This window comes from Paraglaciecola mesophila, from assembly GCF_009906955.1.
Taxonomy (GTDB): domain Bacteria; phylum Pseudomonadota; class Gammaproteobacteria; order Enterobacterales; family Alteromonadaceae; genus Paraglaciecola; species Paraglaciecola mesophila_A.
Map to the genome: position 1 here is coordinate 3,035,072 of NZ_CP047656.1, position 26,663 is coordinate 3,061,734.

The 26,663-nt window shown below is 43.8% G+C and carries 26 protein-coding genes; 9 read left to right on the forward strand and 17 right to left on the reverse strand.

The window, feature by feature from the left end; translation table 11 throughout:
- Positions 1 to 50: 50 nt before the first annotated feature.
- Entirely contained in the window at positions 51 to 395 is a 345-nt protein-coding gene (locus FX988_RS13130) for an MGMT family protein (protein WP_160180438.1), read from the forward strand.
- Positions 396 to 423: 28 nt separating this feature from the next.
- Here FX988_RS13130 and FX988_RS13135 read toward each other — a convergent pair whose 3' ends face one another.
- From FX988_RS13135 to FX988_RS13155, 5 genes are all read right to left on the reverse strand, one after another.
- Positions 424 to 1,161, reverse strand: coding sequence for a DUF6445 family protein (locus FX988_RS13135; protein WP_160180439.1), 738 nt, complete (start codon positions 1,159 to 1,161; stop codon positions 424 to 426).
- A gap of 3 nt (positions 1,162 to 1,164) precedes the next feature.
- Positions 1,165 to 2,655 carry a tryptophan halogenase family protein gene (locus tag FX988_RS13140; protein ID WP_160180441.1) on the reverse strand — a complete coding sequence of 497 codons (1,491 nt, stop codon included), beginning with the start codon at positions 2,653 to 2,655 and terminating at the stop codon, positions 1,165 to 1,167.
- Positions 2,656 to 2,684: 29 nt separating this feature from the next.
- Entirely contained in the window at positions 2,685 to 3,716 is a 1,032-nt protein-coding gene (locus tag FX988_RS13145) for a cupin-like domain-containing protein (RefSeq protein WP_160180443.1), read from the reverse strand.
- A gap of 15 nt (positions 3,717 to 3,731) precedes the next feature.
- Positions 3,732 to 4,466 carry a SapC family protein gene (locus tag FX988_RS13150; RefSeq protein ID WP_160180445.1) on the reverse strand — a complete coding sequence of 245 codons (735 nt, stop codon included), beginning with the start codon at positions 4,464 to 4,466 and terminating at the stop codon, positions 3,732 to 3,734.
- 135 nt (positions 4,467 to 4,601) lie between these two features.
- Entirely contained in the window at positions 4,602 to 7,643 is a 3,042-nt protein-coding gene (locus FX988_RS13155; RefSeq protein WP_160180447.1) for a TonB-dependent receptor, read from the reverse strand.
- Between the two features lie 644 nt (positions 7,644 to 8,287).
- Between FX988_RS13155 and FX988_RS13160 the strand changes: the two genes are divergently transcribed.
- The gene (locus tag FX988_RS13160; protein ID WP_160180448.1) at positions 8,288 to 9,457 is read left to right on the forward strand and encodes an HD-GYP domain-containing protein; all 1,170 of its coding nucleotides are present in this window, start codon (positions 8,288 to 8,290) and stop codon (positions 9,455 to 9,457) included.
- Here FX988_RS13160 and FX988_RS13165 read toward each other — a convergent pair.
- Positions 9,454 to 9,636 (reverse strand): hypothetical protein, encoded by a 183-nt coding sequence (locus tag FX988_RS13165; RefSeq protein ID WP_160180450.1) that lies wholly within the window; start codon positions 9,634 to 9,636, stop codon positions 9,454 to 9,456. The genes FX988_RS13160 and FX988_RS13165 overlap by 4 nt on opposite strands.
- Before the next feature lie 507 nt (positions 9,637 to 10,143).
- Positions 10,144 to 11,061 (reverse strand): LysR family transcriptional regulator, encoded by a 918-nt coding sequence (locus tag FX988_RS13170; RefSeq protein WP_160180452.1) that lies wholly within the window; start codon positions 11,059 to 11,061, stop codon positions 10,144 to 10,146.
- 134 nt (positions 11,062 to 11,195) lie between these two features.
- Here FX988_RS13170 and FX988_RS13175 point away from each other — a divergent pair, with 134 nt between their 5' ends.
- Entirely contained in the window at positions 11,196 to 12,410 is a 1,215-nt protein-coding gene (locus FX988_RS13175; protein WP_160180454.1) for an MFS transporter, read from the forward strand.
- 17 nt (positions 12,411 to 12,427) lie between these two features.
- Complete coding sequence (locus FX988_RS13180) at positions 12,428 to 13,579, forward strand: MFS transporter (protein WP_160180456.1); 1,152 nt, start codon at positions 12,428 to 12,430, stop codon at positions 13,577 to 13,579.
- Positions 13,580 to 13,720: 141 nt separating this feature from the next.
- Here the strand turns inward: FX988_RS13180 and FX988_RS13185 are convergent, their stop codons facing one another.
- Together FX988_RS13185 and FX988_RS13190 are read right to left on the reverse strand one after the other, a co-directional pair.
- Positions 13,721 to 15,490: a SulP family inorganic anion transporter gene (locus FX988_RS13185; protein ID WP_160180458.1), complete on the reverse strand. Its 1,770-nt coding sequence runs from the start codon at positions 15,488 to 15,490 to the stop codon at positions 13,721 to 13,723.
- 532 nt (positions 15,491 to 16,022) lie between these two features.
- A complete protein-coding gene (locus tag FX988_RS13190; RefSeq protein WP_007987142.1) occupies positions 16,023 to 16,886 on the reverse strand; it encodes a YicC/YloC family endoribonuclease in 864 nt (287 codons plus the stop codon).
- A 178-nt stretch (positions 16,887 to 17,064) separates the two neighbouring features.
- Here FX988_RS13190 and rph point away from each other — a divergent pair, with 178 nt between their 5' ends.
- The 3 genes from rph to tusA are packed head-to-tail and all read left to right on the forward strand — an operon-like array spanning position 17,065 to position 18,724.
- Entirely contained in the window at positions 17,065 to 17,778 is a 714-nt protein-coding gene (gene rph / locus FX988_RS13195; protein ID WP_007987144.1) for a ribonuclease PH, read from the forward strand.
- A 39-nt stretch (positions 17,779 to 17,817) separates the two neighbouring features.
- A complete protein-coding gene (gene pyrE, locus FX988_RS13200) occupies positions 17,818 to 18,471 on the forward strand; it encodes an orotate phosphoribosyltransferase (protein WP_160180460.1) in 654 nt (217 codons plus the stop codon).
- Entirely contained in the window at positions 18,461 to 18,724 is a 264-nt protein-coding gene (gene tusA / locus FX988_RS13205) for a sulfurtransferase TusA (protein ID WP_412761899.1), read from the forward strand. The genes pyrE and tusA overlap by 11 nt, the downstream gene beginning before the upstream one ends.
- A 52-nt stretch (positions 18,725 to 18,776) precedes the next feature.
- On the opposite strand, the gene FX988_RS13210 is transcribed toward tusA, so the two are convergent.
- From FX988_RS13210 to FX988_RS13235, 6 genes are all read right to left on the reverse strand, one after another.
- Positions 18,777 to 18,956, reverse strand: a complete 180-nt coding sequence (locus FX988_RS13210; protein WP_160180463.1) for a hypothetical protein — start codon at positions 18,954 to 18,956, stop codon at positions 18,777 to 18,779.
- 20 nt (positions 18,957 to 18,976) lie between these two features.
- Complete coding sequence (locus FX988_RS13215; protein ID WP_160180465.1) at positions 18,977 to 19,429, reverse strand: hypothetical protein; 453 nt, start codon at positions 19,427 to 19,429, stop codon at positions 18,977 to 18,979.
- A gap of 162 nt (positions 19,430 to 19,591) precedes the next feature.
- Positions 19,592 to 20,359, reverse strand: a complete 768-nt coding sequence (locus tag FX988_RS13220; RefSeq protein WP_160180467.1) for a class I SAM-dependent methyltransferase — start codon at positions 20,357 to 20,359, stop codon at positions 19,592 to 19,594.
- Between the two features lie 121 nt (positions 20,360 to 20,480).
- Positions 20,481 to 21,776, reverse strand: coding sequence for a metal-dependent hydrolase family protein (locus tag FX988_RS13225; RefSeq protein ID WP_160180469.1), 1,296 nt, complete (start codon positions 21,774 to 21,776; stop codon positions 20,481 to 20,483).
- Between the two features lie 168 nt (positions 21,777 to 21,944).
- Positions 21,945 to 22,469, reverse strand: a complete 525-nt coding sequence (locus tag FX988_RS13230) for a DUF1285 domain-containing protein (protein ID WP_160180471.1) — start codon at positions 22,467 to 22,469, stop codon at positions 21,945 to 21,947.
- An 11-nt stretch (positions 22,470 to 22,480) separates the two neighbouring features.
- Entirely contained in the window at positions 22,481 to 23,320 is an 840-nt protein-coding gene (locus FX988_RS13235; protein WP_160180473.1) for a DUF3014 domain-containing protein, read from the reverse strand.
- A gap of 307 nt (positions 23,321 to 23,627) precedes the next feature.
- Here FX988_RS13235 and FX988_RS13240 point away from each other — a divergent pair, with 307 nt between their 5' ends.
- Positions 23,628 to 24,875, forward strand: coding sequence for a sterol desaturase family protein (locus FX988_RS13240; protein ID WP_160180474.1), 1,248 nt, complete (start codon positions 23,628 to 23,630; stop codon positions 24,873 to 24,875).
- 84 nt (positions 24,876 to 24,959) lie between these two features.
- Positions 24,960 to 25,256: a DUF6482 family protein gene (locus FX988_RS13245; RefSeq protein ID WP_160180476.1), complete on the forward strand. Its 297-nt coding sequence runs from the start codon at positions 24,960 to 24,962 to the stop codon at positions 25,254 to 25,256.
- Positions 25,257 to 25,283: 27 nt separating this feature from the next.
- Here FX988_RS13245 and FX988_RS21830 read toward each other — a convergent pair whose 3' ends face one another.
- Together FX988_RS21830 and FX988_RS13250 are read right to left on the reverse strand one after the other, a co-directional pair.
- Entirely contained in the window at positions 25,284 to 25,406 is a 123-nt protein-coding gene (locus FX988_RS21830; protein ID WP_007103005.1) for a hypothetical protein, read from the reverse strand.
- A gap of 125 nt (positions 25,407 to 25,531) precedes the next feature.
- Positions 25,532 to 26,653, reverse strand: a complete 1,122-nt coding sequence (locus FX988_RS13250) for an AI-2E family transporter (protein WP_160180477.1) — start codon at positions 26,651 to 26,653, stop codon at positions 25,532 to 25,534.
- Positions 26,654 to 26,663: the final 10 nt, after the last annotated feature.

The following is a 26,663-nucleotide window of genomic DNA, read 5'->3' on the forward strand; positions in this document are numbered from 1 at the left end:
GCAAGTTTTGCATAATGAACACGTTTACGTCTGATTAAAATAAAATACATATGGCTCGAAACCCACATTATACCCAAATTTGGCAAACTGTTTGTGCGATACCTGTTGGCAAGGTAGCGAGTTATGGGCAAATAGCCGATCTTGCTGGCTTACCCGGGCGTGCACGTCTAGTCGGCAAGTCTTTGGGCTTTACGCCTGAAGACATGAATATACCTTGGTATCGTGTTCTTCGTTCATCCGGTCAACTGGCTTTTGCCGCAGGGTCAGAACAAGCCTTACGGCAAACAGGTTTACTGCAAGAGGAAAACGTCGTTGTAGTAGGTAATCGGGTAAAGCTGGCTGAATTTCAATGGCAGCCAACCTTGGATGAAATGCTATGGAAACTTACCAATTAAAATACGTTTAAGTGATAGTGGGTACTAATTAACTGAACTTTATAAACATATTGCTTGTGAGGCGTCCTTGTTTAGGATCGGCCTTCGTATCCTTGCTTGTTGTGATCAGAGCACTGTGAAGTAGGTTGCCAGGATAGAGCACAATTCTGTTTTGCTTAAACGGTACCTGATAAAAGCAGGTGTATGCAGGGTGAGATGTTTCACAGTAGGCTTTTGGATATCCCTTTTTGGCAAAAGATTGCGCTTCATAAAGATAGGCCTGTTCATTTTTTGAGGTCACTCGTTCTGTTCTACTTCTATTGTGACGATAAAAGCCAGTACCACCATGTTGATTTGGGCTTAAATAGTGTACAACCGCGATTAAATTTGGATCTGGCGTATCGTAGTGAGGCAGTGTTTGCATCGGCGTTAATTCTTCGGGAGGCAATGTAATCAGTGAAAAATAATTGTCGATAGGGGTCGGTGATAAGCCAATCGGGATATCAAACAAGCGGTATAGTCCTTTCATCAAGGGTTTTAGGCTCGCCACAACATATGCTTTTGGTAGGGCACTACGTATACCTGGGTAGAAGGTAGTTTTGTCTGGCGAAAATGTAGTGCGCCGAGCTGCATACTCAATTAAATCTTCTACCGTTTGCAAATAGTCATCGATGATTAGAATTGGTGTTTGAGACTCCCCTATTCGTAGCATTTGAATGTTGTGATCTGGGTTTATTCGAAAGTGAGATACCTCACTATGATCGCTGCCCAATGCCGGTTTATCCATGTGTTATGACGCCTTACTAGGACAATAATGACGAATAAATGCGAGGTGATCAGGTAAACTGCCGACTCTGCGAGCGGTTTGTTGTTTTATGCTGGTCAGAAAATCTGTTAATTCTTGTGCTGGCATCAGATCGACGATTGGGTGATATGTGCTAGGTGTTATTCCCTGACCTAACATGACTTGCAACCAAGAAGCCTCACCAAACAACTCCCCTTGGCCTTGATGCACATGGCCACTTTGGGCAAATTGCTGCATACGTTCTTGCAATGTTTTGGGAATGGGCATGTCTTTGCAATAGCGCCAAAATGCAGAATCTCTGCGAGCTGTCGCATGATAATGTAGAACAATGAAGTCGCGGATATTGTCTATTTCACTGCGCATGGTTGCGTTGAACTTGTCGACAATTGCGCTCTCCATATGGATTGAAGGCAAAGACTGCATTAAACGGATCACACTTTGTTGAATTAAATGAATGCTGGTGGACTCCAATGGCTCTATAAAACCACCTGCTAACCCTATGGCAACACAGTTTTTATTCCATAATTTACGTCGTACCCCTGTTTTAAATTTAATGATCCTTGGAGTATTTAAAGGTTGGCCTTGAAGTTTACTGAGCAAGTGTGTTTTGGCATCTTCATCACTTATATATTTGCTGCAGAACACCATGCCATTACCCATACGATTTTGGAGCGGAATTTGCCACTGCCACCCCGCGTCATGAGCAATTGAGCGCGTGTAAGGGGCACTTGTTTCTAGCAACTCAGTTTGTACTGCGACGGCACTGTCACAAGGTAGCCAATGACTCCAATCTTCGTAGCCTGTGTTTAACGCTTGTTCAATTAATAAACCCCGAAAACCAGTGCAATCAATAAATAGATCACCAGAAATACATTGCCCATCTGCCAAGGTGAGAGATTGAATAAAGCCGCTATCATAGTTGAGGTCGACCTGTTGGATCTTCCCTTCGACTCGATTCACACCAGATCGCTGTGCAATATGTCTTAAAAATGTTGCATAAAGACCAGCATCTAAGTGAAAGGCATGGTTACGCTCTTGTTTGGGGGCGGTAGCAAACTTTCCTAATCGGCAAGCGAGATGTTCAGGGCAGTAATCCCCAATCTCACTTGCAACACCTAGCTTTTGCCCGCGCAACCAGAAGTGTTGAAATCCTGCTGCCCAACAACCATGGTTAAAGTGCCCGAATGAATGTATGTAAGCTTGTTGCTTTTCGTACCAATTTTCGAACTTTATGCCTAGTTTGAATGTGGCATTCGTCGCTGCCATAAAATCCGCTTCTTTGATTTTTAGCAGGTCGTGAAACAAGTGTAAGGTAGGAATAGTAGCCTCACCCACACCTACAGTGGGGATTGCATCAGACTCCACCAGCGTCACTTTTATATTTTTGCCAAATAGCTTTCCAAATGCCGCAGCTGTCATCCAGCCTGCGGTGCCCCCGCCTGCGATGACGATATGTTTGATTGCATCTTGTTGCATAGACTGATACTCGCTTTTCATTATATTTATTATCGTCTGAGCTTATTTTGCAAATCAGCAAGCAGCTGTCTTCGGCTTGTTTCGCCCATTGGGCTTGCAAGTATGCTTTTTGCTGTTGCTGGTATGTGTGAAAAGTGCTCTGGTTGATACTCAAAAACGTAATGATCAAACAGGTTCTTCCAGGCATCCCGTTGATGTTTAGGTAGGTCTCGCACACTCATCATGGCTAATAATAAGGCATTCATCGGTCTTCCCATTTGGGCAGGCGTATCTCGCCACCAGTGCGTGACGAGTACATTAAATCCACTTAGGCCCTGTACATAATGCCACCACATACTGGGTAAAATAAGCGCATCTCCAGCTTCTAATTCTGCGGTTTGTGCGCTTGCTAGGGCTTGAGAAAATTTGGGGTGCTGTGATAGATCAGGGTTTGCGAAATCGACGGTGCTAATTTCTTGTCCACCAGGGGCTTTATCTAAAGGACCCACATAGAGATTGCTTAGTTGCTCTGGGGGGAAAAGGGTAAAACGGCGTTTTCCCACTGCACAGCAGGCGAGATTTTGGGCGACATCATAATGGGCTGCTATGCGGCTCGCATTCCCCAGCCAAATATTAACTAGTGGCATATCGACGTCGGGCAGTATGTCAATTTGCGCGAGTAGTTTTGGTAAACACTGCGCTAGGCTGGTGGCACTGACATAAACACATTGGCCGTTTTGGCTCTGTGCATTGTCTTGAATATCGTTGAGTATCTTAGGTAATGTTTGTTGACTTGACTGAAAATTAAACCCTGTCATGTCCTGATTATAAAAGATGCGACCTTGCTCGTTTTTTGGTAGATAATGAGTATGAAACCTAGCCCCTTGATCGCATTGTAATAGGTGCTGTGCAGCATGTGTATCAGACTGTTTAGCGGCTTTTACTAGTGGCCAATGCGCGCAATAGCCTTTTAACACGATAGGCTCTTTGCTATTTAGCAGTGCGACAGGAATATTTTCTGCTGTCACGCCGCTAATCTGTTTTACCTCAGAACAAAGCGGTTTGTCATTTGACTGCGACATCTCTGCGATCTCCGATTATACCGTTTGTGATACCAGCCTATTTTTTAGTGCCACCAAATCGTTAAAGTGAACCTGTGAAGCTAAAATGAGGTATGCGGCTTGCAAGTATCCAGCATTATGCAACTGCACTATGTTGTCTGGACTTAGATTATTCAACACATCTTCGTTGATCGTGTAAAAGCCAACCAACTGATGATTTGCTCCATTATCTAGGGTGATATCAAGGTTCATTGTTTCCAGAAGGTTAAGCGAGACCAACGTATTTACGAAAGCTTCATTACCTTGCATACCGTGGTGCAAGGTTTCAAGTATGGCTGCAATATCTTCTAAGTATTGGCTGTTACCACCGTATTCTAAAAACAACTCGATGCCCTGCGTTTTACTTACCCGAGGGGAGTCTATGTCCAAGGTGATCACACGTTGTTGCTCAGTCACGCCGTCAGTTGTGATGTTTTGTCGGCCGATGAAAAAAGGCATGCGTTGTACAGACAAAGGAATATAACTCGCATTCCATTGATTAGACTGTAAAAATAAATTTTCATTTTGCTGAAAACCAAATAACGCCACTGGTGTAAATTGCGCTGTACTTTGGTCTTTGTGAAACACAATAGGGTAATGTGCTTGCACACTGCGCATTTCATCGACAAACGTAGGGGAGAACCAAAGGTTATCTCCAAATTCATCACTACGCTCAGTGATGATGCGTAAATCACTGTGTTCAGCGCTATTTAGTAACACATGGTTTGCCATATAAGCCCCATTTTTTATTCTAGTTTGTGGTTAACTGCACGGTATAAAACAATTTCAGGAAAACATAAAAGCCACGATAACGATGTAAACATACGTATCGTGGCTGGTTATCTTACGTTCTGCTGGCGTTACAAATTAAAACGTATACCTAGCCCCAATATTGTAGCGGGCTCCCGTTTGCGTTAATTCATAAATCAAACGGTTATCACGACCAAATTCATTGGTATATTCATCGGTAATGTTAATACCTTCTACAAATACGGTCAGTCCTTCAAGCTGTTTTACTTCGTAACTTAGGTTAAAGTCAATTTGATAATAAGCGTCAGTGAATATAGGCGCAGTTAAATCACCATTGACTCGCCGTTCATTTAAGAACTCATCACGCCAGTTGTAAGCGATACGCGCTTGTAAACCGTCTTTATCATAGAACAAAACCAAGTTTGCCGTGTCACTGAGACCGACAAGTGCTTCGGTATCACTCAGTGAAGACTTATCGTATTCTAAACCTGAGTCCACCATGGTGTAGTTAGCTATCGCACCGAACCCTGATTCCCCAAACAGGTGTTGAACGTTAAATTCGATCCCGTCTATTGTGTGTTCAGTATCGCCATTCACAGGGACATTGATTCTAAAGTTCACCGTATTATCCGTGGCTGGGTCACCCAAAATAGTACCGCCATCTAGCTCACCGCTTTCATCGAAGTTTGGCATGACGTTCGGGTCATCCGCAAAGTTCTCAAAAATATAGGTGCGCAGCTGTTGGTTACTTGCACTCGCGCCTAAAGCGGCAACCGCAGCATCAAATTTTTCGCCGTCTAACGGGTTAGCCAAGTTGAAAATGGTCGAATTGGTTGTACCGGTTGTAATCCAATTGGTGACGTCTTTTCTGAAGTAGCCTAATGATACATAGCTGCCTTCGTCGTAATACCACTCTGCAGATAAGTCATAGTTCACTGACTCTAATGGACGTAAGCCTGGATTACCTGAGTTCCCAGAGTAACCGCTTAGGCTCCCTGAGGTGTTAATAGTGGTGCCCCCTTGTAATGCACCATAACCCGCTCGAGAAATTGTTTTGCCAACCGCCGCGCGTAAAATGACATCATCAGTGACTGATAAGTTAAGATTTAGGCTAGGCAAAAATTGCGAGTAATCCGCTTCTTGACTCAAGGTTTCAATACCGGTGACCCCAGTTACTGCTGTTGAAGTGGCTTCAGACCATTCAACGCGGCTGTAGCCTGGTGCCGATGCGGTAGAGGTTACGTCCGTTTTTTCATAACGTAACCCTAAGTGAGCATCATAAGGCATATCACCTAGCTCACCATCATAATGAAACTGAACAAAAGCCGCGGTGGTTTCTTCTTCAGTAAAGCGGTTGGTATCAGCATCCCAATTCGACGAAGCACAAAAGTGTCCTTCACCATTCGGGCCAGCCGACGCCCCTTCTGGTGCTAAGCAGTCACCCCAAACGGTGTCTACATTGGCGACAGGATCCGCAAATTCCGCAGCTCGAACAATCTCATCGAAATCTGCGAACCAAATGCGGTTAAATAAATCGTAGTCACCTTGGGTAGCGGTGCCTTCGAAATTCCCTGCATTAGCGTTGAATTTGTCTAAAATCGTGTCTTCAGTCCAATTGACATCTGCAAAGTCTCCTTCTTCGCCTACTCCACCCCAGTCAGCGCGTTGTACTTGGGTGTGGCGATAGCGATTATTCACCGTATTAACTGACACACCAAAGTCAATGCTGGCCTCATCGGTTAAGAAGTACTTACCTGTTAGCTGGGTTTGGTCAATTTCAGAGGTATAGAAGTCATTGGCAAACCAGCTACCTGACAAGCGCATGGTACTCGGGTTGAAATTTTCTATGTTGCCAGTGGCAATGCCTGGCAACTTACCGGTTAAATCTAGTCCCGTTCGGGTGCGCGTATAAGAAGGAAGCTGCAGGTTGTTGCGAGTGCCGTGACGAGGATCTGATGCTTTCATTTCAGCTTCTGAGCTGTGATGATCCAAAGTTAGTTGCAGCGAGTCATTTACCTGCCAATCCACGTTCAGTCCGATAGAATCAATGCTTTCTTCACGGCCCCATGCACCCACAGTCAAAGATGTATCTTTAAGGTCTGCGTCGCTGTTTATTTCGTATATTTCTGAATAAATTAAAGGTACCGCGTTTGGTTCACCTGCCCATACGGATTCACTGCGATCCCCTGCATAGTTAAACCAGACTGAGGCATCAGTGTGCTGCTCTTCTATGTTATTGCGAATTAATGTGTAATCTAGAGTTGTGGTGATATTGTCAGTCGGTCTGAATTGCAATACCAATTGACCATTAGTGCGCTCACGTTGGCGTTCTTCAAAAACGTATCTAGGTTGTTGCGGGTTAGAGTAAATCCCTGAGGTTGGGCGATTTGTGCCACCGTCAGCACCTGCTGGAACGCCGCCCCATCCTGTATTGGTATATTCACTGGCACGGTAACCCTGATCAGCTAAGAATTGTTGCATTCCGCTTTCACGTTCTTGATAACTACCTGATATAGATATACCAAAGGTTTCATCAGCAAATGTTTGTGAATACAAACCACTTATTTCTGGCGTGATATCTCCCTTTTCAGTGGATTTATCATCGATTATTTTGGCTCCAAATGTCGCTTTTGTGCCGGGTGACTGGAAAGGCTTATGGGTTGAAAGGTTAATGGTTGCGCCTATTCCACCTGAAGTTACGCTTGCGTCAGCCGTTTTGTAGACTTCTACGCCGGATACACTTTCCGAGGCTATATTGGCAAAGTCAAAAGTTCGACTGCCTGTGGTTGTCGGCAATTGACGACCATTCAAGGTTATCAGGTTATTCGCTGCGCCGAAGCCACGCACTGTGACTTGTGAGCCTTCTCCGCTTGCACGATCAATCGATACCCCAGTAATCCGTTGCAGTGACTCAGCAAGGTTAGAATCGGGGAACTTTCCCATGTCTTCAGCCGAAATGGCATCCACTATGCCGGTGGAGTCGCGCTTAATGTCCATGGCGCGCAATAAGCTGCCGCGAATACCACTGACCTGTATAACCTCTACATCTTCTTGAGCTGTTTGTTCTTGTGCTATTACAGAGGTAACAGCGGCGCTGCTAATTAGCAGCGAAATACTGCTTGCTAACATCGACTTGTTAAACTTTTTGTGTGTGTTCATAACGTGTACCTTGTGATCCTGATTTGTAATCATCAAAAGAGGCGTTGACCTTGGTGCTTCGAATAGTTTGAACCAACAGCAAGATGTAAACGCAGCATTACGTTAAAGTCACATTAACTATATGTCAATCGACACTATTTAACTTGTTGTTAACAAAAATTGTTATTAATTTGTTTTTTTTCGTGAAACGGCAGTTTTCAGCTAATTTCGTTATTTTTGGCGCTAACAGCACTGTAAATTTACGGCGAAAATAAAAAGGAAAGCGGTTTTTAAAGGTTTAATACCAATTCCACTAAATAATTGGCCTCTCAGAATTCATCCAGCGGGTTTTGAACAAGGCGTCGGTGTGTAGTAATGGTTGTTCCCTTTCAAATACCGAGAACGTAGTGCAAAACCCGCTGGGGAATTCCCTTCGGGCGAATTTTAAAAGGACTTACTCTGTGTTGCTCAAACTCGAAAGAGCACCACTATTACTTCATTTAAGCGCCTTGATTAAGTCCTTTTAAATTTTCGCTGAGTGGTTAATTATTTAATGGAATTGGTATGATAATTAAAATCTAGCGTTAGGTTGGGTTTGCGCTAATTTGTAAAATCGTTTATTTTTCTCACATCCCTCGTGTTTCACTGATTGGAATATATTTTTAGTGTTGAAAACTATCCCGGTAGACGAATTGAAAGTCGGCATGTATGTCGATTCAATTGCTGAACAAAACGGTAACCTAAAGATTAAAAGCAGAGGGAGAGTCACCACTAACGCCGCTATTACTGCAATGAAAAAGCAAGGTATTGTGTCCTTGGTGATAGATTTGAGTAAGCAAATCGAAAAGCAAGAACAAGCAAGCCCAGTTGATGAGCAAGAATCTCAAGAGATTGACGTTTCTTTTGCTGATGAAATAGGCAGAGCGGCAAAATTACACGAAAAAGGCAAAGTACTGCAGCGAAGAATGTTGCAGTCAGTGGGTAAAGGCTTACCTATTGATATAGCCATACCAAAAGAATTTACCACTAATTTAGTCTCATCCATTGATCGTAATCCGAATGCCTTGCTGTGTATGACTAAAATTCGTGAAAAAGACAGCTACTTGCTAGAGCATTCACTAAATGTGGCCATTTTACTAGCTAATTTTGCAACCTATTTAGGCATGTCTGAAAGTGAGGTACAGGAACTGGCGCTTTCTGGATTTCTACATGACATTGGTAAGATCAAAGTACCCGATGAGATCCTGCATAAGCCTGGCCGCCTAACCGACCAAGAAATGGTGATAATGCGTGATCATGTATATTACGGCGTGCGGTTTTTAGAAGATATGGGCATTCCGCAGCGTATGATAGAGACAATTTCTCAGCATCATGAGCGCCTTGATGGTTACGGTTATCCAGACGGTGCGCGCGGCGATGAAATTAGCCATTTTGGGCGTATGATTGCAATAGTCGATACTTATGACGCTATCACTGCAGACCGCTGTTACAAGGCGGGCATGCCATCGCAGAAAGCGCTTAAAATTCTACATGCAGAAGCGCCAATCAAGTACGATCAGGACTTAGTCGAGCAATTTATTAAGTGCATTGGTGTTTACCCAGTCGGCAGTTTGGTTAAACTGTCTAGCGAAAAAATTGCCGTAGTGATCAAACAAAATGAGAACCACCCATTAAAGCCGTTGGTAAAGGTATTTTACTCTGTTCGCAGTGCCCATTACCTCCAACCTGTGGAAATTGATTTGCTGCATTCCCAATACCGAGTCGAAAAAGCGGTTCTCGCGAGTGAGTTCAAGCTAGATTTCAATCGTTACTTTAATGAATCCATCGCTATTTAGCTGCTACGCACATCCTGCAGTATGACCTTTACCTGATCGGTTGTAACATCTGAAGGACACACACCTTTACTGACTAAAACATCGCGAACTTGCTCTGCATTATTTGCTGTTAGTGCGTTGCTATTACGTTGAATATAACGCGTAAGTTGTTGCTGTAATTTTCGTGTTAAACAAGACATCTGTGCATCTAAACCAGTTAGTTATTTATCAATTAAATCATGTATACCATCTAGGAAACCTGCTCTAAATTCGCATACAAAGTTGGAATATACTCAGTACTACATCTCTAAATTAATAAAAGCATATAGCAAGCCAAAAAATAAAAAACCTTAAAAATCAATATATTAAGATGTAATGACGAGCTTTTTTACAGTTTTTGTTAAATTTTTCGACAGTGACAAGCTTATTTGAGCCCAGCTACAACAATGTAACAGGCTAAGAACCCTCAGCTCATATTGCGAGGCCGGCATACTAGGTTACTTCAGGAGAAAATAGAACCACTGTGTTAGTGATAATGCTGATTATATATGCAGATTGATTGTTAAAAGTACTGACTAGCAAATATCAAATCACGGGGTTATTGCTGATTTCATCCTTCAATATGTCGTTAATGTTGTTGAGCCATTGATCCATAAATAAGGCCGTATGTGATTCTAGTTTAGAGCCTTACATTAGGTATTCGACGATCAAGCCACTGACATTTTTGCTTGTATTTCAGCATTATGTTCGGTTAACAAGGTGACAAAACTAGACACTGTTGGGCTCATTGGTGAGTGTTTAAATTGCGCCACTAATGGAATTGAAATACTGACATCATTAATTTTAACAAAAGCACAGGTATTACTGACCAAGCGTTTAATGCAATGTGGTGCAATACCAATTCCTAAACCGGCACCCACCTCAACTAACAAGGTTTGCATTGAGCGCGGTTGACTGGAAATGATAGGTGTCACGCCTGCCGCTTGGAATGCACCTAAGGTTTGTTCATATAAGCCTTCTGCTTCTTCGCGTTTAAATATAATAAACCGACTATCGCGCATTACGTTTAGTGCGATGCTCGGCACGTTAGCAAGGTGGTGATCTTTAGGAAGTACCAACACGAGCTCGTCGTTGTAAACTAACTCTGTCGCTAACCCGATTGGCTGAACGTCATCTAAAATGGGACGTGTTAAGGCGATATCAATGTCGTTATTTTCAAATGCTTGCTGCTGTCCTTGTACCGTTAAATCAAATAGTGATACCTGAACGTTAGGGTGCGCCAAACTGTATTGCCTGACTAAATCAGGCAAAAAACTTGAGCAAGCTGAGCTGATATAGCCTATGCGCAGCTGTCCTGTCTCACCCTTAGCCACTCTACGTACTCTTTCAGTAGCGCTTTGTTGCAAGGCTATTAATCGGTTACTTTCAACGAGCAATGCTTCCCCCGCAGAGGTAAGTTTTACTTCTCGGGTGTTTCGCCAGAACAGCTTTACTCCTAGCTCATTTTCTAACTCTGATATTTGTCGACTTACTGCCGGTTGAACAGTATGCAGCGCTCGAGCAGCGCCAGAAAAACTACGATATGTTGCGACCGCAACAAATGTTTTGAGTACTTTTATTTCCACGTTTTTCACCTTCAGAATCGACGTCCTATAGCAAAATGGTATCAGTTTAATCAATAAATAACATTTCTGTTATACGTGAATAGTCCTTACCCTACCTGCGGTTTCAAACTCAACGACTTAAGGATTTTACCCCTATGTTATCGATAAGGCCTGCGGAAGCTCTACAATCTAAACCAGCGAGCACTAAACCGTCTGTCCTTAGTACAAGGCAGTTGTTTCTTTTTGCCTTTGCTATTGCCGCGACGGTAGCTAATTTGTATTACGTACAACCCCTGCTGCCTGAAATAAAAAGTAGCTTTGTATTAAGCGGTATTGAATCAAGCTTACTTGGCTCGTTAACCCAGCTTGGTTATGCAGCCGCGTTACTCTTTATATCTCCCTTAGGGGACATATTTCCGCGTAAAAGTGTCGTCAGCGTCTTGTCCTGTACTTTGATTACTGGCTCGCTAATGGTGGGCTTGAGCGAATACACCATTGCTTTGCTTCTGGGACTCTTCTGCATCGGTGTTAGCGCCAATATCACCCAGCAAATTATTCCTTTAGCCGCTTCACTATCTATACCCTCAGATAGAGGGCGGGTAGTGGGTACCTTAATGACTGGCTTAACCGCGGGTATATTAATTTCCAGAGCCATAAGCGGGTTTATCGCTCAGCATTATGAATGGCGTGCAGTTTTTATTTTTGCCGCAGTGATAGCCGCGTGTGTTGGTGTCTTGCTGAATGTCCGTTTACCGCTAAATCAGCCCACTGCTAAGCTGGCATACCCTGCTCTTTTACGCTCAATGTTGACCCTTTTTAGACAACATAAGTTACTTAGAGTGGCTTCAATCACCGGTGCTTTGTGGTTTGCTGCGTTTAACGCGTTATGGGTCACCGTGGCTATTCACGTTATGGATGGGCCACTGAATTTTTCTGTTCAGCAAGCGGGTTTGCTCGGTTTTGTTGGCTTATCAGGCATTGTCGGGGCAAAAGTGTCAGGTCGTTTAGTCACTAAACTGGGTGCGAGTCGGTTAATCAGTAGTGCGATAGGGCTGACTATAGCTGGGTTCGCAGTATTGATGGTGTTTGGCGCAAGTATTTGGGGACTGGTAATCGGAATTATTCTGATTGATGTCGGCGTCTTCGCTGCTCAAGTGCCTAATCAGGTCAGTGTGTTTTCTATCGATCCCGCTGCGCAAAGCCGCATCAATGCAGTTTACATGTTGATGTATTACACAGGCGCCTCACTCGGTGCGGCAGGTGCCATGTACTTGGTCAATCATATGGATTGGCAAACGGTTATCTACTTCGCTATAGGCCTAAGCGTTCTTGCGCTCACTCATCATCGCTTTCAAGCGAAACACTACTAATTATTAAAGGAAAGTTTATGTTTCAGTTATCTCGTATTGCTGGGTTCACTTTGTTAGTGATCTCTAGTCTAACGATTATGGTGGGCACTGTTGTTGCCCCAGGCTTACAGGGGGTCGCGATTGCCCTAGGCGTTGACCACTTTGCTACTTGGCTCATCACATTACCAGCGTTAGGAGCGGTCATTTTTGCCCCTTTCGCTGGGCGTATAATTGATAATTTCGGCGCTTACTATGCGTTGTTACTTGGCCTGGCTTTGTATGGGTTATTAGGAGCTGGAGGGATTTTTTTACACGGGCCTTACTTTGTGTTTGCAGACCGTATTTTATTGGGTGCGGCAACCGCAATCGTTATGGCGGGTGGTACGACATTAATATCACAGTGGTATCAAGGACATAAGCGCTTAGCTATGATTGCCAAGCAAGGCATGGCCATAGAGCTTGGTGGGGTAATATTTTTATTTATTGGTGGTCAACTCGCCCTTGTAGGTTGGCAAATGCCCTTTGGGCTTTATCTAATGGCCTGGGTTTGTTTAGTACTCATGCTGCTATTTATTCCTCAGCAAAGCCCAAAACCGCTTAAAAACAGTCATGCAGTTGAAGATGAAAAGCGCCCAGCTACTTCACTCAAGTTAGTTTATTTAATGTCAGTACTTTCGATGATACTGTTTTTTATTGCCATTGCAGTGCTACCAATGAGTATGGCGAGCTCAGGTTTCAGTGAGGATGAAATAGGCTTTTTCTTAGCATTCATTTCACTGATTGCTGTGGCGGGAGCACTTATCATGCCTAAGTTGGTGACTAAGCTGGGGGAGAAAGCTGTGCTCATTCTTGCCACATGCATGTTTACACTGACCCACTTGACCTTCTTCAATGCTGAGACGTTGCAATTATTGGTTCTTGGCGGTGTGTTTTGTGGCTTGGGTTTTGGTTTTTCTATTCCTCTGTTAAATCACATGGTGGTTGAGCAAAGCCATCCACAATATCGCGGGCGAAACTTATCGTACTTCACTATGGCGGTTTTCCTAGGTCAGTTTCTTACCACTTTTGTCGAGTTTCTGCCGGGAGAGCGCAGTGCGGTATATGCCGTTGCGGGTATCGCCGCAGCAACTATTGTCTGTCTGTTAATTGCGGGGCGCGTTATCAATCAGCGTAAAACAGTATTAGAGTGACAATCTCTTAGGAAAAACAAGCCAAATTCTTTTAATTTTTGCTGAGTGGCTACTTATTTAATGGAGTTGGTACTATAGCATCGCTCACCCCGCAGATCTTAAACGAGGTGAGCATTCTGATTAGTTCTTAGCGCTATAATCTTAGGCTGTAAGTGTGTTTTCTATATTCACTTCGACAATATCGTTAGCTTTTCGCAGTAAGTGAGCTGACTCACTATTTAAGTTGCGTAAATAAACAGTTTTGCCCTGCTTTTTGTATTTCTCACTAATACTCTGTACAGCTTCAATTGCAGATTGGTCAAATATACGGGCGCGAGAAAAATCAATTGCGACACAATTTGGGTCTTGGGACGGATTGAATTTAGCTTTGAAGTCAGTGATCGAGCCAAAAAACAAATTACCGCCAAGGTGATAGGTTTTGCCCTTTTCAGCTTCTTCTACGGTTACGGTAATATGTTTGGCGCTATTCCAAGCATAAACGAGTGCCGACAAAATCACACCAATGCTCACGGCAATTGCTAAATCGAAGATTACAGTTACTGTGGAAACACAGACGATGATGAAAATTTCAGACTTAGGCACCTTGCCAAAAAGGCGTAGTGAAGTCCATTCAAAGGTTGCAATTACCACCATGAACATCACGCCAATCAGTGAGGCAACTGGGATCATTTCAATTACACTAGGGAAGAACATAATAAAGACCAACATAAACAAGGCGGTTGATATGCCGGCCATGCGACCTCGGCCACCCGAATTAAGACAGATCATGCTTTGTCCTATCATAGCGCACCCACACATGCCGCCGAAAAATCCACTTAGTATATTGCCTGACCCTTGGGCGATAGCTTCTTTATTACTGCGCCCTTTAGTCTGTGTAATTTCATCTATGAGAGATAGAGTCATCAGTGATTCAATCAACCCGACTGATGCTAATACTAGAGCTAAAAAGAATACGGTTATCAGTGCGCTCGTGGCACTGGAGTCTGACAAATCCCAATTTAAGGTCGGAATATGCAAGCTCGGTATTTCTCCTCTTAAACTACCATCTAAGGGATTAGCATGTTCTTTTTCACCACTGTCGAGCATTCTTTGTTGGTTTTCATTCCATCTTGCGTTTATTTGCGCTTGTGAAGGACGGTCAGCGGCAATCTGCGTTGCCACCGCGTCATATTGCCCGTAGGGGATCGTGTCTTTAATGGCATCGAATCGTTCATCAATGATTTGTTTTTCGATCATTGACGTGCGCTGATCAAGCGCGACTTGGCTGACTAGTTTTGATTGTAACGGAGTGAATGATACTAGTAAGGTGCATAGTATAATTGCAGCCAAAGGGGCTGGTACAGCTTTAGTGACCTTGGGCAGAAAATGCACTATTGCCATCGTCAGCGCAATAAGACCCATCATTGTCAGCATTTCAGGACTGGTTAGAGAAAGCCAATCACCAGCATACGTAAAGAAATTATTCTGGGCATCAAACACGACGTGGGTATTGTCTTTGAATTGGTTAAATTGTGCTAAGCCGATAACAATCGCGAGGCCATTTACAAACCCAAGCATAACAGGATGAGGTAGCAGCCGAATGAATTTACCCATTTTGAATATGCCAAATAGCACTTGTAAAATACCGGTCAAAATGACGGCAGCTAACAGATACTCCAAGCCAAACATAATAATAAAGGCAGTAGTGACCACGGCCATTGAACCCGCTGCACCAGAAATCATGATAGTGCGGCCACCAAATATCGCCGTGATCAAGCCAATGAAAAACGAGCCGTACAATCCCATCATCGGATCAATACCCGCGACAAAAGTAAAAGCGACCGCTTCTGGGATCAATGTCAGCACGGCCGTTAGACCAGCCAGAACATCGTTCTTCAAATTCGCCTGACGTTTAGTGATTAAGTTAAACATGTTTTCCTCGTAAAAGTCTGAAAGAAAAATTCCTTATACGCACCGCATCAAGGCTGACGCATGTGCAGCAAATTTATAAGAAGCTTGAAAGAGTGTTGAATTAACGTGGGGTGGTTAACGGGAAAGAATTTTAATTTTAGGAGGTATAAAAACAATGAATTTTAAAAGGAAACTCTTTATTGATTTTGTTGATAACAAACGAATATTTATCCTATTTTTTATAAAAATCAATACAATACGATGGGGCCTTACAGTGTTTTTTTGGCCGTCGTGGCGTTGAATGATAGCAAAGCTAGCCGCTTTCTACGGACACAGTGCAGGGTTAACAAACTATGACTTCCCGCATAAAGGTGGAGCAGAAGAGAGACTAAGCGATAGAGCAAAAAAGGGGAGGCAAAGGCGGAGAATAAATAATAAAGACATAGCCACAAGTGACCCAAATATACGAGGGCTTATCATGTATTTCAATGTGGCCAAAAAGTTTGATAAGCCCATAGTGTTCGTGGTGTTTGGTTAAATCATGTCAGGAAATTTATTCTATATTAGCTATCTGCTCGCGCATTTGTTCAATCAACACTTTTAGTTCCACAGCGGATTGAGTGATGTCACTATTAATTGACTTTGAGCCTAGTGTGTTTGACTCGCGGTTAAATTCTTGCATCATAAAATCTAGCCGGCGACCTACTGCACCGCCTTTTTTGAGGATTTTGCGTGTTTCACCTATGTGTGACACTAAGCGGTCGAGCTCTTCGGCGACATCGACTTTTTGTGCCAGCATGATCATTTCTTGTTCCACTCGGGTGGCATCAAGTTCAATCTTAGCTTCTTCAAAGCGGGCAAGTATTTTGTCTTTTTGCCATTGGATGACATCCGGCATATGCTGCGATACTTTGTCGACTTCCACCTGAATACCGTCAAGGCGTTGCTCGATCATGGCTTTAAGATTTGTGCCTTCGGTGGCACGGGCAGTGATAAAGTCAGTCAGGGTGGCATCAAACTCAGCTAAAATATCAGCTTGAATACCTTCCATGTCGGTTTCTTCTGCTGCGATAACACCCGGCCAGCGCAACACGTCTAACGGATTTACACCTGATGATTGACCATGAGATTGCACCCAATCGGCAGCGTCCATAACCTGACGAGCTAAATCTTCATTTAAACTGAGTTTACCCACTGCAGCATCGTTTGCTACGAAGCGCAGCGCGCACTCTACCTTGCCCCGTTGTAATTGCTTGCGAAAACGTTCACGTAAAATGGGCTCTAAACTTTTGAATTGCTCTGGAAGACGAAAGTATGTTTCGAGAAAGCGTTGGTTGACGGAGCGGATTTCCCATACGGCTGTACCCCACTGTGCTTTGAGTTCGCGACGGGCAAATGCGGTCATGCTGTAAATCATTAGGTTAATTCCTTGGTGAAAACTGATAGGTATTATACCCCTGTGACGGCCATGCGCGATAGCTAACATTTTTTCTGACGTTTTCTGTGACAGATAAGTGATAATTTGCCGGCATTTTTGTAAGAACCCGCGCCGTCATTTGGGTATAATGCGCGCAAATTATTTAAAGGAGTTATTCATGCGTCCGAACGACAGAACTGCTAGCCAAATTCGCCCAGTAACTATTACCCGAAATTTCACTTGCCATGCAGAAGGCTCTGTACTGATAGAATTCGGCAACACCAAAGTGTTGTGTAACGCCTCTGTGACTGAGGGTGTGCCTCGTTTTATGAAAGGTCAAGGGAAAGGCTGGGTTACAGCTGAATACAGCATGTTGCCTCGCGCCACGCATACCCGTTCAGACCGTGAAGCTGCGCGTGGTAAGCAAGGTGGCCGCACGTTAGAAATTCAGCGTTTAATCGCCCGTTCATTACGGGCGGCTCTTGACTTAAAACTACTTGGTGAAAATACGATAGTGGTTGATTGTGATGTGATTCAGGCCGATGGTGGAACTCGTACTGCCTCTATCACAGGAGCATGTGTTGCTTTAGTTGACGCCCTAACGTGGATGCGTAGCAAAGGGATCATCAAAACCAACCCAATGAAGCACATGATCGCAGCAATTTCTGTAGGGATTTACAAAGGCAATGCCATTGCTGATTTGGAATACACAGAAGATTCAGACGCTGAAACCGATATGAACGTGGTGATGACTGACACCGGCAAGATGATTGAAGTACAAGGCACTGCAGAGGGCGAACCGTTTAGCATCGAAGAAATGCATGAAATGTTAGAGCTGGCAAAACACGGTATTCGTGAATTGTTCGACGAACAAAAAGCTGCGTTGAACTAAAGCCGACAACAACTCAGATCTCAATATACAGGTAGATAAATGCTAGATTATCAAAAAGAGTTTATTGAATTTGCCTTGGGCCGTGGTGTGCTCAAATTCGGTGAATTCACTTTGAAATCGGGACGTAAAAGCCCCTATTTTTTCAATGCTGGCTTGTTTAATACTGGTCGCGATTTGGCTAAATTAGGCCAGTATTACGCTCAGGCATTACAAACGTCGAAAATTGACTACGACTTGTTGTTTGGCCCTGCGTATAAAGGCATCCCTATTGCAACAACAACTGCGGTAGCATTGGCTGATAAGCACGACGTTGATAAGCCTTATTGTTTTAATCGCAAAGAAGCGAAAACCCATGGCGAAGGCGGTAATTTGGTAGGCAGTGCGTTGGTTGGCAAAGTCATGTTAGTGGATGACGTGATCACGGCAGGTACGGCAATTCGTGAATCAATGGCGCTAATTGCTGCCCACGAAGCGAGCCTTGCTGGCGTGTTAATCGCGCTTGATCGTCAGGAAAAAGGCCAAGGCGAGTTGTCTGCGATCCAAGAAGTTGAGCGCGATTTTGCTACGAAAGTAGTATCGATTGTTAGCTTAGCTGATTTAATTGAATACTTGCAGACACAAGTAGAATCGCAGCCTGAATTGGCAGCCCACTTAGTTAACATCAAGCAATACCGTGTTGATTATGGGATCTGAAGTGGCTACTGAAGATTTTGACGCGGCCAATCATCAACTTGATGCGATTGGCCTTCGTTGCCCTGAACCTGTAATGATGGTGCGTTTGAGTATTCGCAATATGCAGTTAGGTGAGACATTGGCGATCAGTGCTGATGACCATTCCACAACGCGTGATATACCCAGCTTCTGTCGCTTTATGGGGCATACCTTACTTGCCAGCGACGTTGTGGGTAAACCATATCGTTATTTGATCCGCAAGGAAAAAAGTTAGTACTCACTTCTAAATAAGTTAAATAAATAGGCTTCTTAATTAAGCCGCTGAGCTAAACAGCAGCGGCTTGTAATAGTAAACGCATTAATATGCGCTTACTACGTGTACAATCACAATGCAGTTCCTCCGCACACACATAGTGCTCAGCTAACAGGCGTTTGAGTACATCCACACGTAATTGAATGGGTACAAATTGCTCTTGTTCACACGTCTTTGCGGCATAATTTTGCATAATTCCACCCAGTCTGATGATTAATGAAGTGCGTGTTCTTCGTTTGTCTGGCTGTGCATAAACTTCTGATGGAAGCCCGCACCTAAGGCCAAAGACTTAATGCAATCTATCACGCAGCGCTGAAGCTTAGGCTGCTGGTAGCTTAAGGTTAGTTCGGGCTTTAGACGCTTTTGAGCTTGATCGTAGATGGCTAAACTAAGGGCTTTCTGTCCAAGTTTTTGCAGAGTATCAGCTAATAAGACTGCCGTTGCGGTAAAGTCGACGACTTTTGCAGAGGTTTGCCTATCGGCTTGTGTCATAACAATTTCAGCTGTTTCATAAGCGCAGCCTAAATAAGGTAAAGCTTGCTGCCAAGCTCCCTGATCACGGTAGTATTGACCTGTGTCTTGTGTTTCACGCAAATGCGTATGTGCAGCTAGCGGATTAGTTGCTAACCATTGACGATGGTTAGGACATAGAAAGTTATGTGACATATCGATTCTCGTGTTGAAAGCGTTTTATCAAATTAACGCAAATGAGAATGATTATCAATTATTATTGTTAAGTTTATTAACCTTTCTTGAGAAACCGCTAGTCGGAACGCAAGAAAGGTCGATTTTTTTAATTTAAGTTATTGTTTTTATGTGTTTTTATTTTCACTCTGGCTTTTTGAATTTTAAGGTCCAGCGGTCTGTGTTACCCGTCACGCTTTTGGCTCCGACTTCATATCTTAGCTCGTCGTCTTCTCTGTAGTGTAAGTCGCTAACATCCACCAGCTCGAAACCAGCTTGTTGAATTTCATGGATCGCCATTACAGGATCAATTCTTCGACGGTTTGCGTTGCTAGCTGGTTCATTATGGCGTGCCGTGTGATCCACCACAGCATAGATTCCACCGGGTTTTAAGGCTGCAAATGCTACTTCATTCATTTTACGGCGGCCTTGTTCATTAAAGTTATGATAGTTGCGAAACGTCAGGACCATATCCACATCACTTACACCGAGTGAATCAACATCAAGGGAGTAAAAGCGCGCACCGTCTTCACGCCATAAGCGTGCATCTTCAGCAGTCGTTTTCGCTTTTTCAAAACCGGGTTGATTGAATAACCTTTCTGCCACTCTACCGCTGCCGATAGCAGCATAATATTGCCCTTTATCAGCGACAACTGGCGCCAGTATTTTAGTGTACCAGCCACCACCAGGAATAAGCTCCACAATGCGCATGTCAGGCTGTAAGCCAAAGAAGGATAGTGTTTCCAGAGGTTTACGATTTTCGTCACGTTCAGTGTCGCTTGTTTGGCGTATATCACTTGCCATGGCCGCTTGTACTTTTTCTTTTAAAGTGGATTCAGCAGAAAATGCAGAGCCGCTAATTAATAAGCTAGCAGCAGTGAATATGGATAGTGTGCGGTGGGTCAAAATCATAGGTTGCTCCAAAGTCGTTAAGGGTAGAATTCGTGATATGTTGTTCAACGTAATGACCGAGCAGCATAGCTATCCTGTGTTAGGTTAACGGGTTATGCTGCTGGCATTGTATTCAGTTGAGTTATGCTTCAGGGGCTTTGTAAATCTTGCCGTTTTTCATTACAAAGGTGACGTGCTGCATCTGCTTAATGTCGTCGAGTGGATTTCCCTCAACAGCCACTAAGTCAGCGTACTTTCCGGTTTCTACTGTTCCTAAGTTATCAAGTTGGTTGATCAAGCTTGCACCATGATAGGTCGCGGCACGAATAGCCTCGATGGGTTTCATACCCGCTTCTACCATAAGTACAAATTCTAAACCGTTATCACCATGTGCTGACACACCTGAATCGGTGCCAAAAGCTATTTTTACCCCAGCATTGTGGGCATCGGATAAGGTTTGTAAAATCAGTGGACCGATGGTGGCGGCTTTTGGTCTGACAAGTTCGGGGAAGAAGCCATCAATTTTGGCTTTTTCAGCTACCCAGTTTCCTGCCATGACAGTGGGAACATAGTAGGTTTTGTGTTTTTTCATTAGTTTGAAGGTTGCTTTGTCCATGTAAGTGCCATGTTCAATAGAGGTTACGCCGGCTTTTACTGCGCGCTCCATACCCTCTTTGCCGTGAGCATGAACGGCGATCGTCATGCCGTAATCTTTGGCGGTATCTACGATGGCTTGTAACTCATCGTTCATAAATTGCGGATTTTGGCCACTCTTCGCGACTGATAACACGCCCCCTGTGGCGGTAATTTTTATTAAATCTGCACCATCTTTGTAGCGCTGACGTACCGCTTTGCGGGCTTGCGCTACGCCGTTTATGACACCCTCATTTGGTCCCGGATCACCTTGGATTCTCTTCGCGGTGCCGTTAGTGGGATCAGCATGGCCTCCCGTTGTCGCAATAGATTTAGCTGCGGTGAAAATTCGCGGACCTTCTACTATCCCTTTGTTGATAGCGTTGCGCAGGGCCACGGACTCATTGTAGGCATCCCCTAAATTACGAATAGTGGTAAAACCTGCGAGTAGTGTGCGTTTTGCGTATTGCACCCCTTTAATCGCATAGTCTGCTTCGTTAAGCGTAAAACGCTCCATATAACTGGCTGGGCCGTTGTGTTGAGAGGTAACATGAGTGTGCATGTCCATTAAGCCCGGCATCAGAGTATGCGCTTTAAGATCGACTACTTCATCTTGTTCGCCACCCACGACATAACCTTGATGAATTTCGCTAATTTTATCCCCATCGACCACGACGGTTACTTCACTCATGAGCTTGTCTGAGTCTGCTGGAATAAGGTTACCGGCTTGTATATAAGTGGCTGCAATGGTTTGAGTACTTATCAGTGAAGCGATAAAGGCAATGCTGGTAATCGAAACTCGCATAGTATTATTCTCGTTTTAGCTAGTGAGCATTCAGATTAGGGGAATTAGCTCAGCAGGTCAAAACGATACCGCGCACTAAATGTTAACGAAATGTATCATCAGTAAAGTAATCACAACACTATGATTTTTATCGACAAAGCGTCAGCACTGGGGTCTTCAGGGGGGACCTTAGAGTTGCCCTAAGCAAAAACGGTAGTCGCCGCTGTTGATATACAAAGCGTCACCTTCCTGGTCGGCTTGTTCTATCAGTTGGTAGTACACATTTTGATGTAGTCGTGCCCACAAATTACGCCTAACATTGATATAAGGCAAAGCGAGGTTATTTTGACTGTCGTTCTTTAACTTAACCGGGTTTTCAGCACTAACAATAATTTGCTCGTCAGTCTGGGTGGTAAACACCAGCAAATCATCTTGCTGTTCCCATTGCGTGATAACATAAGGAACGTCTTCGACAGTGATGCCAAGTTTTTCTACTGGCGTGACTAAGAAATACTTTTCACCTTCTTTTTTCAACACGCTAGCAAAAAGTTTTACTAGGGCTTTTCGGCCGATTGGCGTGCCCATATAAAACCAATTACCATCGTGTTTTATAACTAGATCCATGTCACCGCAAAAGTCCGGATCCCATTTATCTACTGGGGGCAGCTTGCCTTGTTGATCGCCAAGCTGCTTTTGTAGTTTTGCTAAATCCATGGTCCCGTTGTTTACTCTTGATCGGCAGCGATAGCGGTTCGTAGTTCGCGCAATTTCGCTTTAATACGACGCATATTCTCAGGGCCTGTGCGCAGCAATTGTTTTTGCGGGGCGGCCAAAGCTTCTAAGCGTTGATCTTTGAACTTAAACATGACGCTGTCGGTGTACACTTCCACAGGCATGGGGACTTCAGGCGTATCCAATAACAAGTCTATGGCCTCAATCAAGGTTTCATCGAAATCTTGTCCTGGGCTGCTTATTTCGGCAAAAATCTCGTTGATTGCAGGTTTATATTCTTGGTAAAGCTGCTCTAAAGATTCCGGATCAAGCGATTCCAATACATCAACGTACGGGGTGTAACGTTTGTAACTGGCAGGATCTATCCATTCTTTATCGGCTTGTTGAAAGGTACGAAACGCTTGGTCAGGTTTCGCTAGTACTTGATGATTAGCGGGTAATTCTTCATCCGCTAAATTATTGGTAGTGATCACAAAACGTTGTAGTAAATCGTCATTAACCAACAAACGAGCTAGCTCACCGTAATCTGATAACTTAAGCAACTCGGTTTTAACCGCACCGTCACTGGTATCTACAGGTTCTGGCTCAGGAATGGGTTCCGGTTCAACTTCGGGTTCAGGCATCACCTCTGGTTCTTCTTCCATCGGCTCTTCTTCAGGCATGGGCAGCGGCTCAACCTCTGGGATGGTCGTAACTGGCACATCAACCGGCGGAACTGGCTCTATGGGTTTATCAGCAGGCCAAAAAAGTACCGCGCCAATTACCACGATTAGCACAACAGCTATCGCTACATAAGGCACTAGTGATTTACTTTTAACGTCTTCTTCACTCATAAAAACTCCTTTAGAGGCATTAACTTGGTCCGAAACTATGAATGTACCTGTTTGTTACTTTGTTGAGAGTACTTCGTCTTCTACCTGCTAACTTATAGTGTTGTGATAAAAGATCAATCTATCAAGGGCATATATCTCAAATCATTGAATTTAATATGACACGTTATACCGTTCAAAATTCAATTATGACGGTGGGTTAGCGTTATTTGCATCCACACTTTTGTTAATAAAATGTTGCTAACAGGCAATGAACGTCTTAATTTAGAGAGGGAACCGTCAATAAATGTTCGTTTAAGGCCGTTGTGCAATGAGTTACATAATATATGCAATACCCTTCTTCTTTTTATTAATCGCGCTAGAACTATTAGCAGAGTATGTCAGAAAAACCGACTACTATCGCACTAATGATGCGATAAACAGCTTAACCGCTGGGGTACTGAGTCGTATGTTCGGTATTTTAAAAGCGTTGGTGCCATTCACTTTATACGTCATGCTCTATGAAAATTACGCTCTTTTTTCATTGGGAGATAATATTTGGCTCGGGCTGGTGGCGTTTGTATTGTATGACTTTTGTTACTACTGGAACCACAGGTTTGGCCACGAGATGAGCATTTTATGGGCGGCCCATGTGGTGCACCATTCAAGTGAAGAATACAATTTGACGACTGCTTTGCGTCAAACCAGTGGCAGCTTTTTAAGTTGGATATTCTATCTTCCGTTAGCTTTTCTTGGCGTAGATCCTTTACTGCTGCTGAGCGTCGGCTCACTTAACCTTATCTATCAGTTTTGGGTTCATACTCGTCACATTGGTCGATTGGGCTGGTTGGAGTGGGTATTCGTTACACCCTCTAACCACAGAGCACACCACGCGCAAAATCAAATTTACATTGACCGAAATTACGGTGGTGTTTTTATCATTTGGGATCGTCTGTTTGGCTCATTTCAGGATGAATTGGATGAGGAACCACCGATTTACGGTATTCGTAAAGCTTTACACAGTTGGAACCCTATTTACGCCAATACTCATGTGTATCAACAGTTAATCAAAGACAGTTGGCGCACCAAGGCATGGTCAGATAAGTTTAAAGTGTGGTTTGGAAAAACAGGCTGGCGCCCAGCAGATATGGAGCGCGATTACCCGCTCGGGCGAGTGGACTTAACCCGTTTTGAGAAATTTGATATCCCTCTTTCAACGTTGCGAAAAGTGTACGGGTTAATTCAACACGGACTAACCACGTTTATTGGCTTAGTGTTTTTACTCAACATCACGCAATTGGTTGTAACACAGCAAATATTGGTTATTGCATGGATAGTTTATGCCAGCGTTTCAGTGGGTGAGATATTATCCGTAAAACGACTAGGTTGGTGGCTAGAGATAGTGAAGTATTTTTTCGTGCTCGCTGTTGCCATAACGCACCCTCTACCCATTTGGTTAAGCATGACGATACTCGCTTTTGCGTTAACGAGCGCCTTGATGTGGCCAAGATTGAGAAAAGAACACGCCCATCATGCAAACCCCGAGGAAAATGAGGAAAATATAGCAATTACTAGCTGATCCACGCATAAAACTTGTCAGTAAACATAGGCACGGTGGGAATTTACCTATCTAAGTAAGTCATTAACGTGGAATGATATAACTATGTTTACCTACGAGTTGCAGAGCGTTACAACACAAAAACCTGATATAGAAGTGGTGACAGTTGAGTCGCATGAAATGAGTCTGTACATACTTAGATTGACCATAGCGAGTCGAAAAGGAGTGGTTTTTGACAAGCAGACTAAGAGACCTGCAGTGTTCAGAAGTACCGAACATATTCGTGAGGTTTTAAGTGAGTGTAACGTTGCTTATGCAGAGCTAATTCATTTGTCACCTTATGACGAGATGATTGGCAACGGCAAGTCAGAGCGCGCTATGGTGTTGCCGCTTTTTATTTAGCTAATTGAGTTGCAATTGTCACTGGGCCTAGCGATTCTCAATCGTATTATGCACGAACAAATAGGCATAATAGCAGCATAAGGCGATGATAATGCCTATACCAAGAATTGAGCCCCACGCGACGGGATCGGTCAGTATTAAAGCCATCATAATTGGTTTCCTCTGAGTTAGTTTTCGCTTTTAAGGTTAGCGAAAACCTCTGAGGGCAATTTGATCTGGATCAATTAAGCTGTGAGAATCGGTCTTTATTAACTTCATATAATTTCAGTTAGGTTTTACTCACTTTTTGCTTCAATAATTTTAAGCCAGTGGGTCCAAATATTCAGTTGGGCTAATGTCAGTTTAATGCACACCAACAAAGGTACGGCTAAAAGCACCCCAACCGCACCCCATAACCAGCCCCACACGAGCAACCAAAGCACAACGATTAAAGGGTTGAGCTGCATATTGCGACCAAGTACGGTAGGAGTAATAAATTGAGACTCAATTAGATTTAATGCAAAGTACACGCCTGGAGGGATAAGGGCTGTCACTTGCATGCCAAACTGGACCAAACCCGCCAGCGTTAAGATTGTCGCGCCAATAAGTGAGCCTACATAGGGTATAAAGTTTAGTAAGCCAGCCAATACGCCCCATAACAAGGCATCCTCAATACCGATGAAGTACAAAACCAGAGCAGTGCTTAGTCCTAGCCCAGCGTTGATAATACTCACGGTCACTATGTAGCGAGAGAGTTCTTTTTGGATCGTAGCAACTAAACACCTAGCCTGATCTTTGTCGGTTATTTTCGGGAAATACAAAATAAAGGCTTCAAATAGCTTTGGTCCAAAAATAAGCAAGAACAAGGTTAGAATGACCCCCGTCATCAATTGCGCCAAAATCAATGGGGTGCTCGATAGTACAGAAAGCATTATTTCTAAGCCGCCCTGCTTCAAGCGCTGCGACATGGCATTGTCATCACTTTTCACTGGGGCTTGTTCTGCTTTTTCAGAGAAGATACCAAAAAAACTGAATCCGTCATCATCATCGTTTTGTGCTGTGGCATTCTCTTTTCCGTCCATAGCATCACTGATGGAATCGAGCTGCTCGGTAATGTGCTGGGTAAGTTCTGGCACCAGCTTCGCCCATTTTTGCGCAGGTTCAGCGAGCTCAGCACCAAGAAACGTAAATGGTGCGATCAAAGTGGATACCAACAAGAAAGCAGATACTGTTCGCGGAATATGTAAACGTTGTAGGCCGGCTACTAATGGGCTTAAAAGAAGGGCTATCAATGACGTGACGACAACGGGCATCAGCAAACTCTGGGTGAAATATAGCGTGTATAAAACACCTAAAAAGAGGAGCCAAGCCACAGGTTCGGTTTTCTTTACCCTAGATTGATCTGAAAGTGTGGCCATTGATGTCTCA

Coding starts and splice junctions, on each gene's coding strand:
- tusA (WP_412761899.1), top strand. CDS start 18,461: ATGGGATCTGAAGTGGCTACTGAAGATTTTGACGCGGCCAATCATCAA.
- FX988_RS13185 (WP_160180458.1), bottom strand. CDS start 15,490: ATGTTTAACTTAATCACTAAACGTCAGGCGAATTTGAAGAACGATGTT.
- FX988_RS13225 (WP_160180469.1), bottom strand. CDS start 21,776: ATGCGAGTTTCGATTACCAGCATTGCCTTTATCGCTTCACTGATAAGT.
- FX988_RS13175 (WP_160180454.1), top strand. CDS start 11,196: ATGTTATCGATAAGGCCTGCGGAAGCTCTACAATCTAAACCAGCGAGC.
- FX988_RS13240 (WP_160180474.1), top strand. CDS start 23,628: ATGAGTTACATAATATATGCAATACCCTTCTTCTTTTTATTAATCGCG.
- FX988_RS13210 (WP_160180463.1), bottom strand. CDS start 18,956: ATGCAAAATTATGCCGCAAAGACGTGTGAACAAGAGCAATTTGTACCC.
- FX988_RS13220 (WP_160180467.1), bottom strand. CDS start 20,359: ATGATTTTGACCCACCGCACACTATCCATATTCACTGCTGCTAGCTTA.
- FX988_RS13150 (WP_160180445.1), bottom strand. CDS start 4,466: ATGGCAAACCATGTGTTACTAAATAGCGCTGAACACAGTGATTTACGC.
- FX988_RS13180 (WP_160180456.1), top strand. CDS start 12,428: ATGTTTCAGTTATCTCGTATTGCTGGGTTCACTTTGTTAGTGATCTCT.
- FX988_RS13165 (WP_160180450.1), bottom strand. CDS start 9,636: ATGTCTTGTTTAACACGAAAATTACAGCAACAACTTACGCGTTATATT.
- FX988_RS13235 (WP_160180473.1), bottom strand. CDS start 23,320: ATGAGTGAAGAAGACGTTAAAAGTAAATCACTAGTGCCTTATGTAGCG.
- FX988_RS13155 (WP_160180447.1), bottom strand. CDS start 7,643: ATGAACACACACAAAAAGTTTAACAAGTCGATGTTAGCAAGCAGTATT.
- FX988_RS13190 (WP_007987142.1), bottom strand. CDS start 16,886: ATGATTTACAGCATGACCGCATTTGCCCGTCGCGAACTCAAAGCACAG.
- FX988_RS21830 (WP_007103005.1), bottom strand. CDS start 25,406: ATGATGGCTTTAATACTGACCGATCCCGTCGCGTGGGGCTCAATTCTT.
- FX988_RS13140 (WP_160180441.1), bottom strand. CDS start 2,655: ATGCAACAAGATGCAATCAAACATATCGTCATCGCAGGCGGGGGCACC.
- FX988_RS13130 (WP_160180438.1), top strand. CDS start 51: ATGGCTCGAAACCCACATTATACCCAAATTTGGCAAACTGTTTGTGCG.
- FX988_RS13145 (WP_160180443.1), bottom strand. CDS start 3,716: ATGTCGCAGTCAAATGACAAACCGCTTTGTTCTGAGGTAAAACAGATT.
- FX988_RS13230 (WP_160180471.1), bottom strand. CDS start 22,469: ATGGATTTAGCAAAACTACAAAAGCAGCTTGGCGATCAACAAGGCAAG.
- FX988_RS13245 (WP_160180476.1), top strand. CDS start 24,960: ATGTTTACCTACGAGTTGCAGAGCGTTACAACACAAAAACCTGATATA.
- pyrE (WP_160180460.1), top strand. CDS start 17,818: ATGCTAGATTATCAAAAAGAGTTTATTGAATTTGCCTTGGGCCGTGGT.
- rph (WP_007987144.1), top strand. CDS start 17,065: ATGCGTCCGAACGACAGAACTGCTAGCCAAATTCGCCCAGTAACTATT.
- FX988_RS13215 (WP_160180465.1), bottom strand. CDS start 19,429: ATGTCACATAACTTTCTATGTCCTAACCATCGTCAATGGTTAGCAACT.
- FX988_RS13135 (WP_160180439.1), bottom strand. CDS start 1,161: ATGGATAAACCGGCATTGGGCAGCGATCATAGTGAGGTATCTCACTTT.
- FX988_RS13250 (WP_160180477.1), bottom strand. CDS start 26,653: ATGGCCACACTTTCAGATCAATCTAGGGTAAAGAAAACCGAACCTGTG.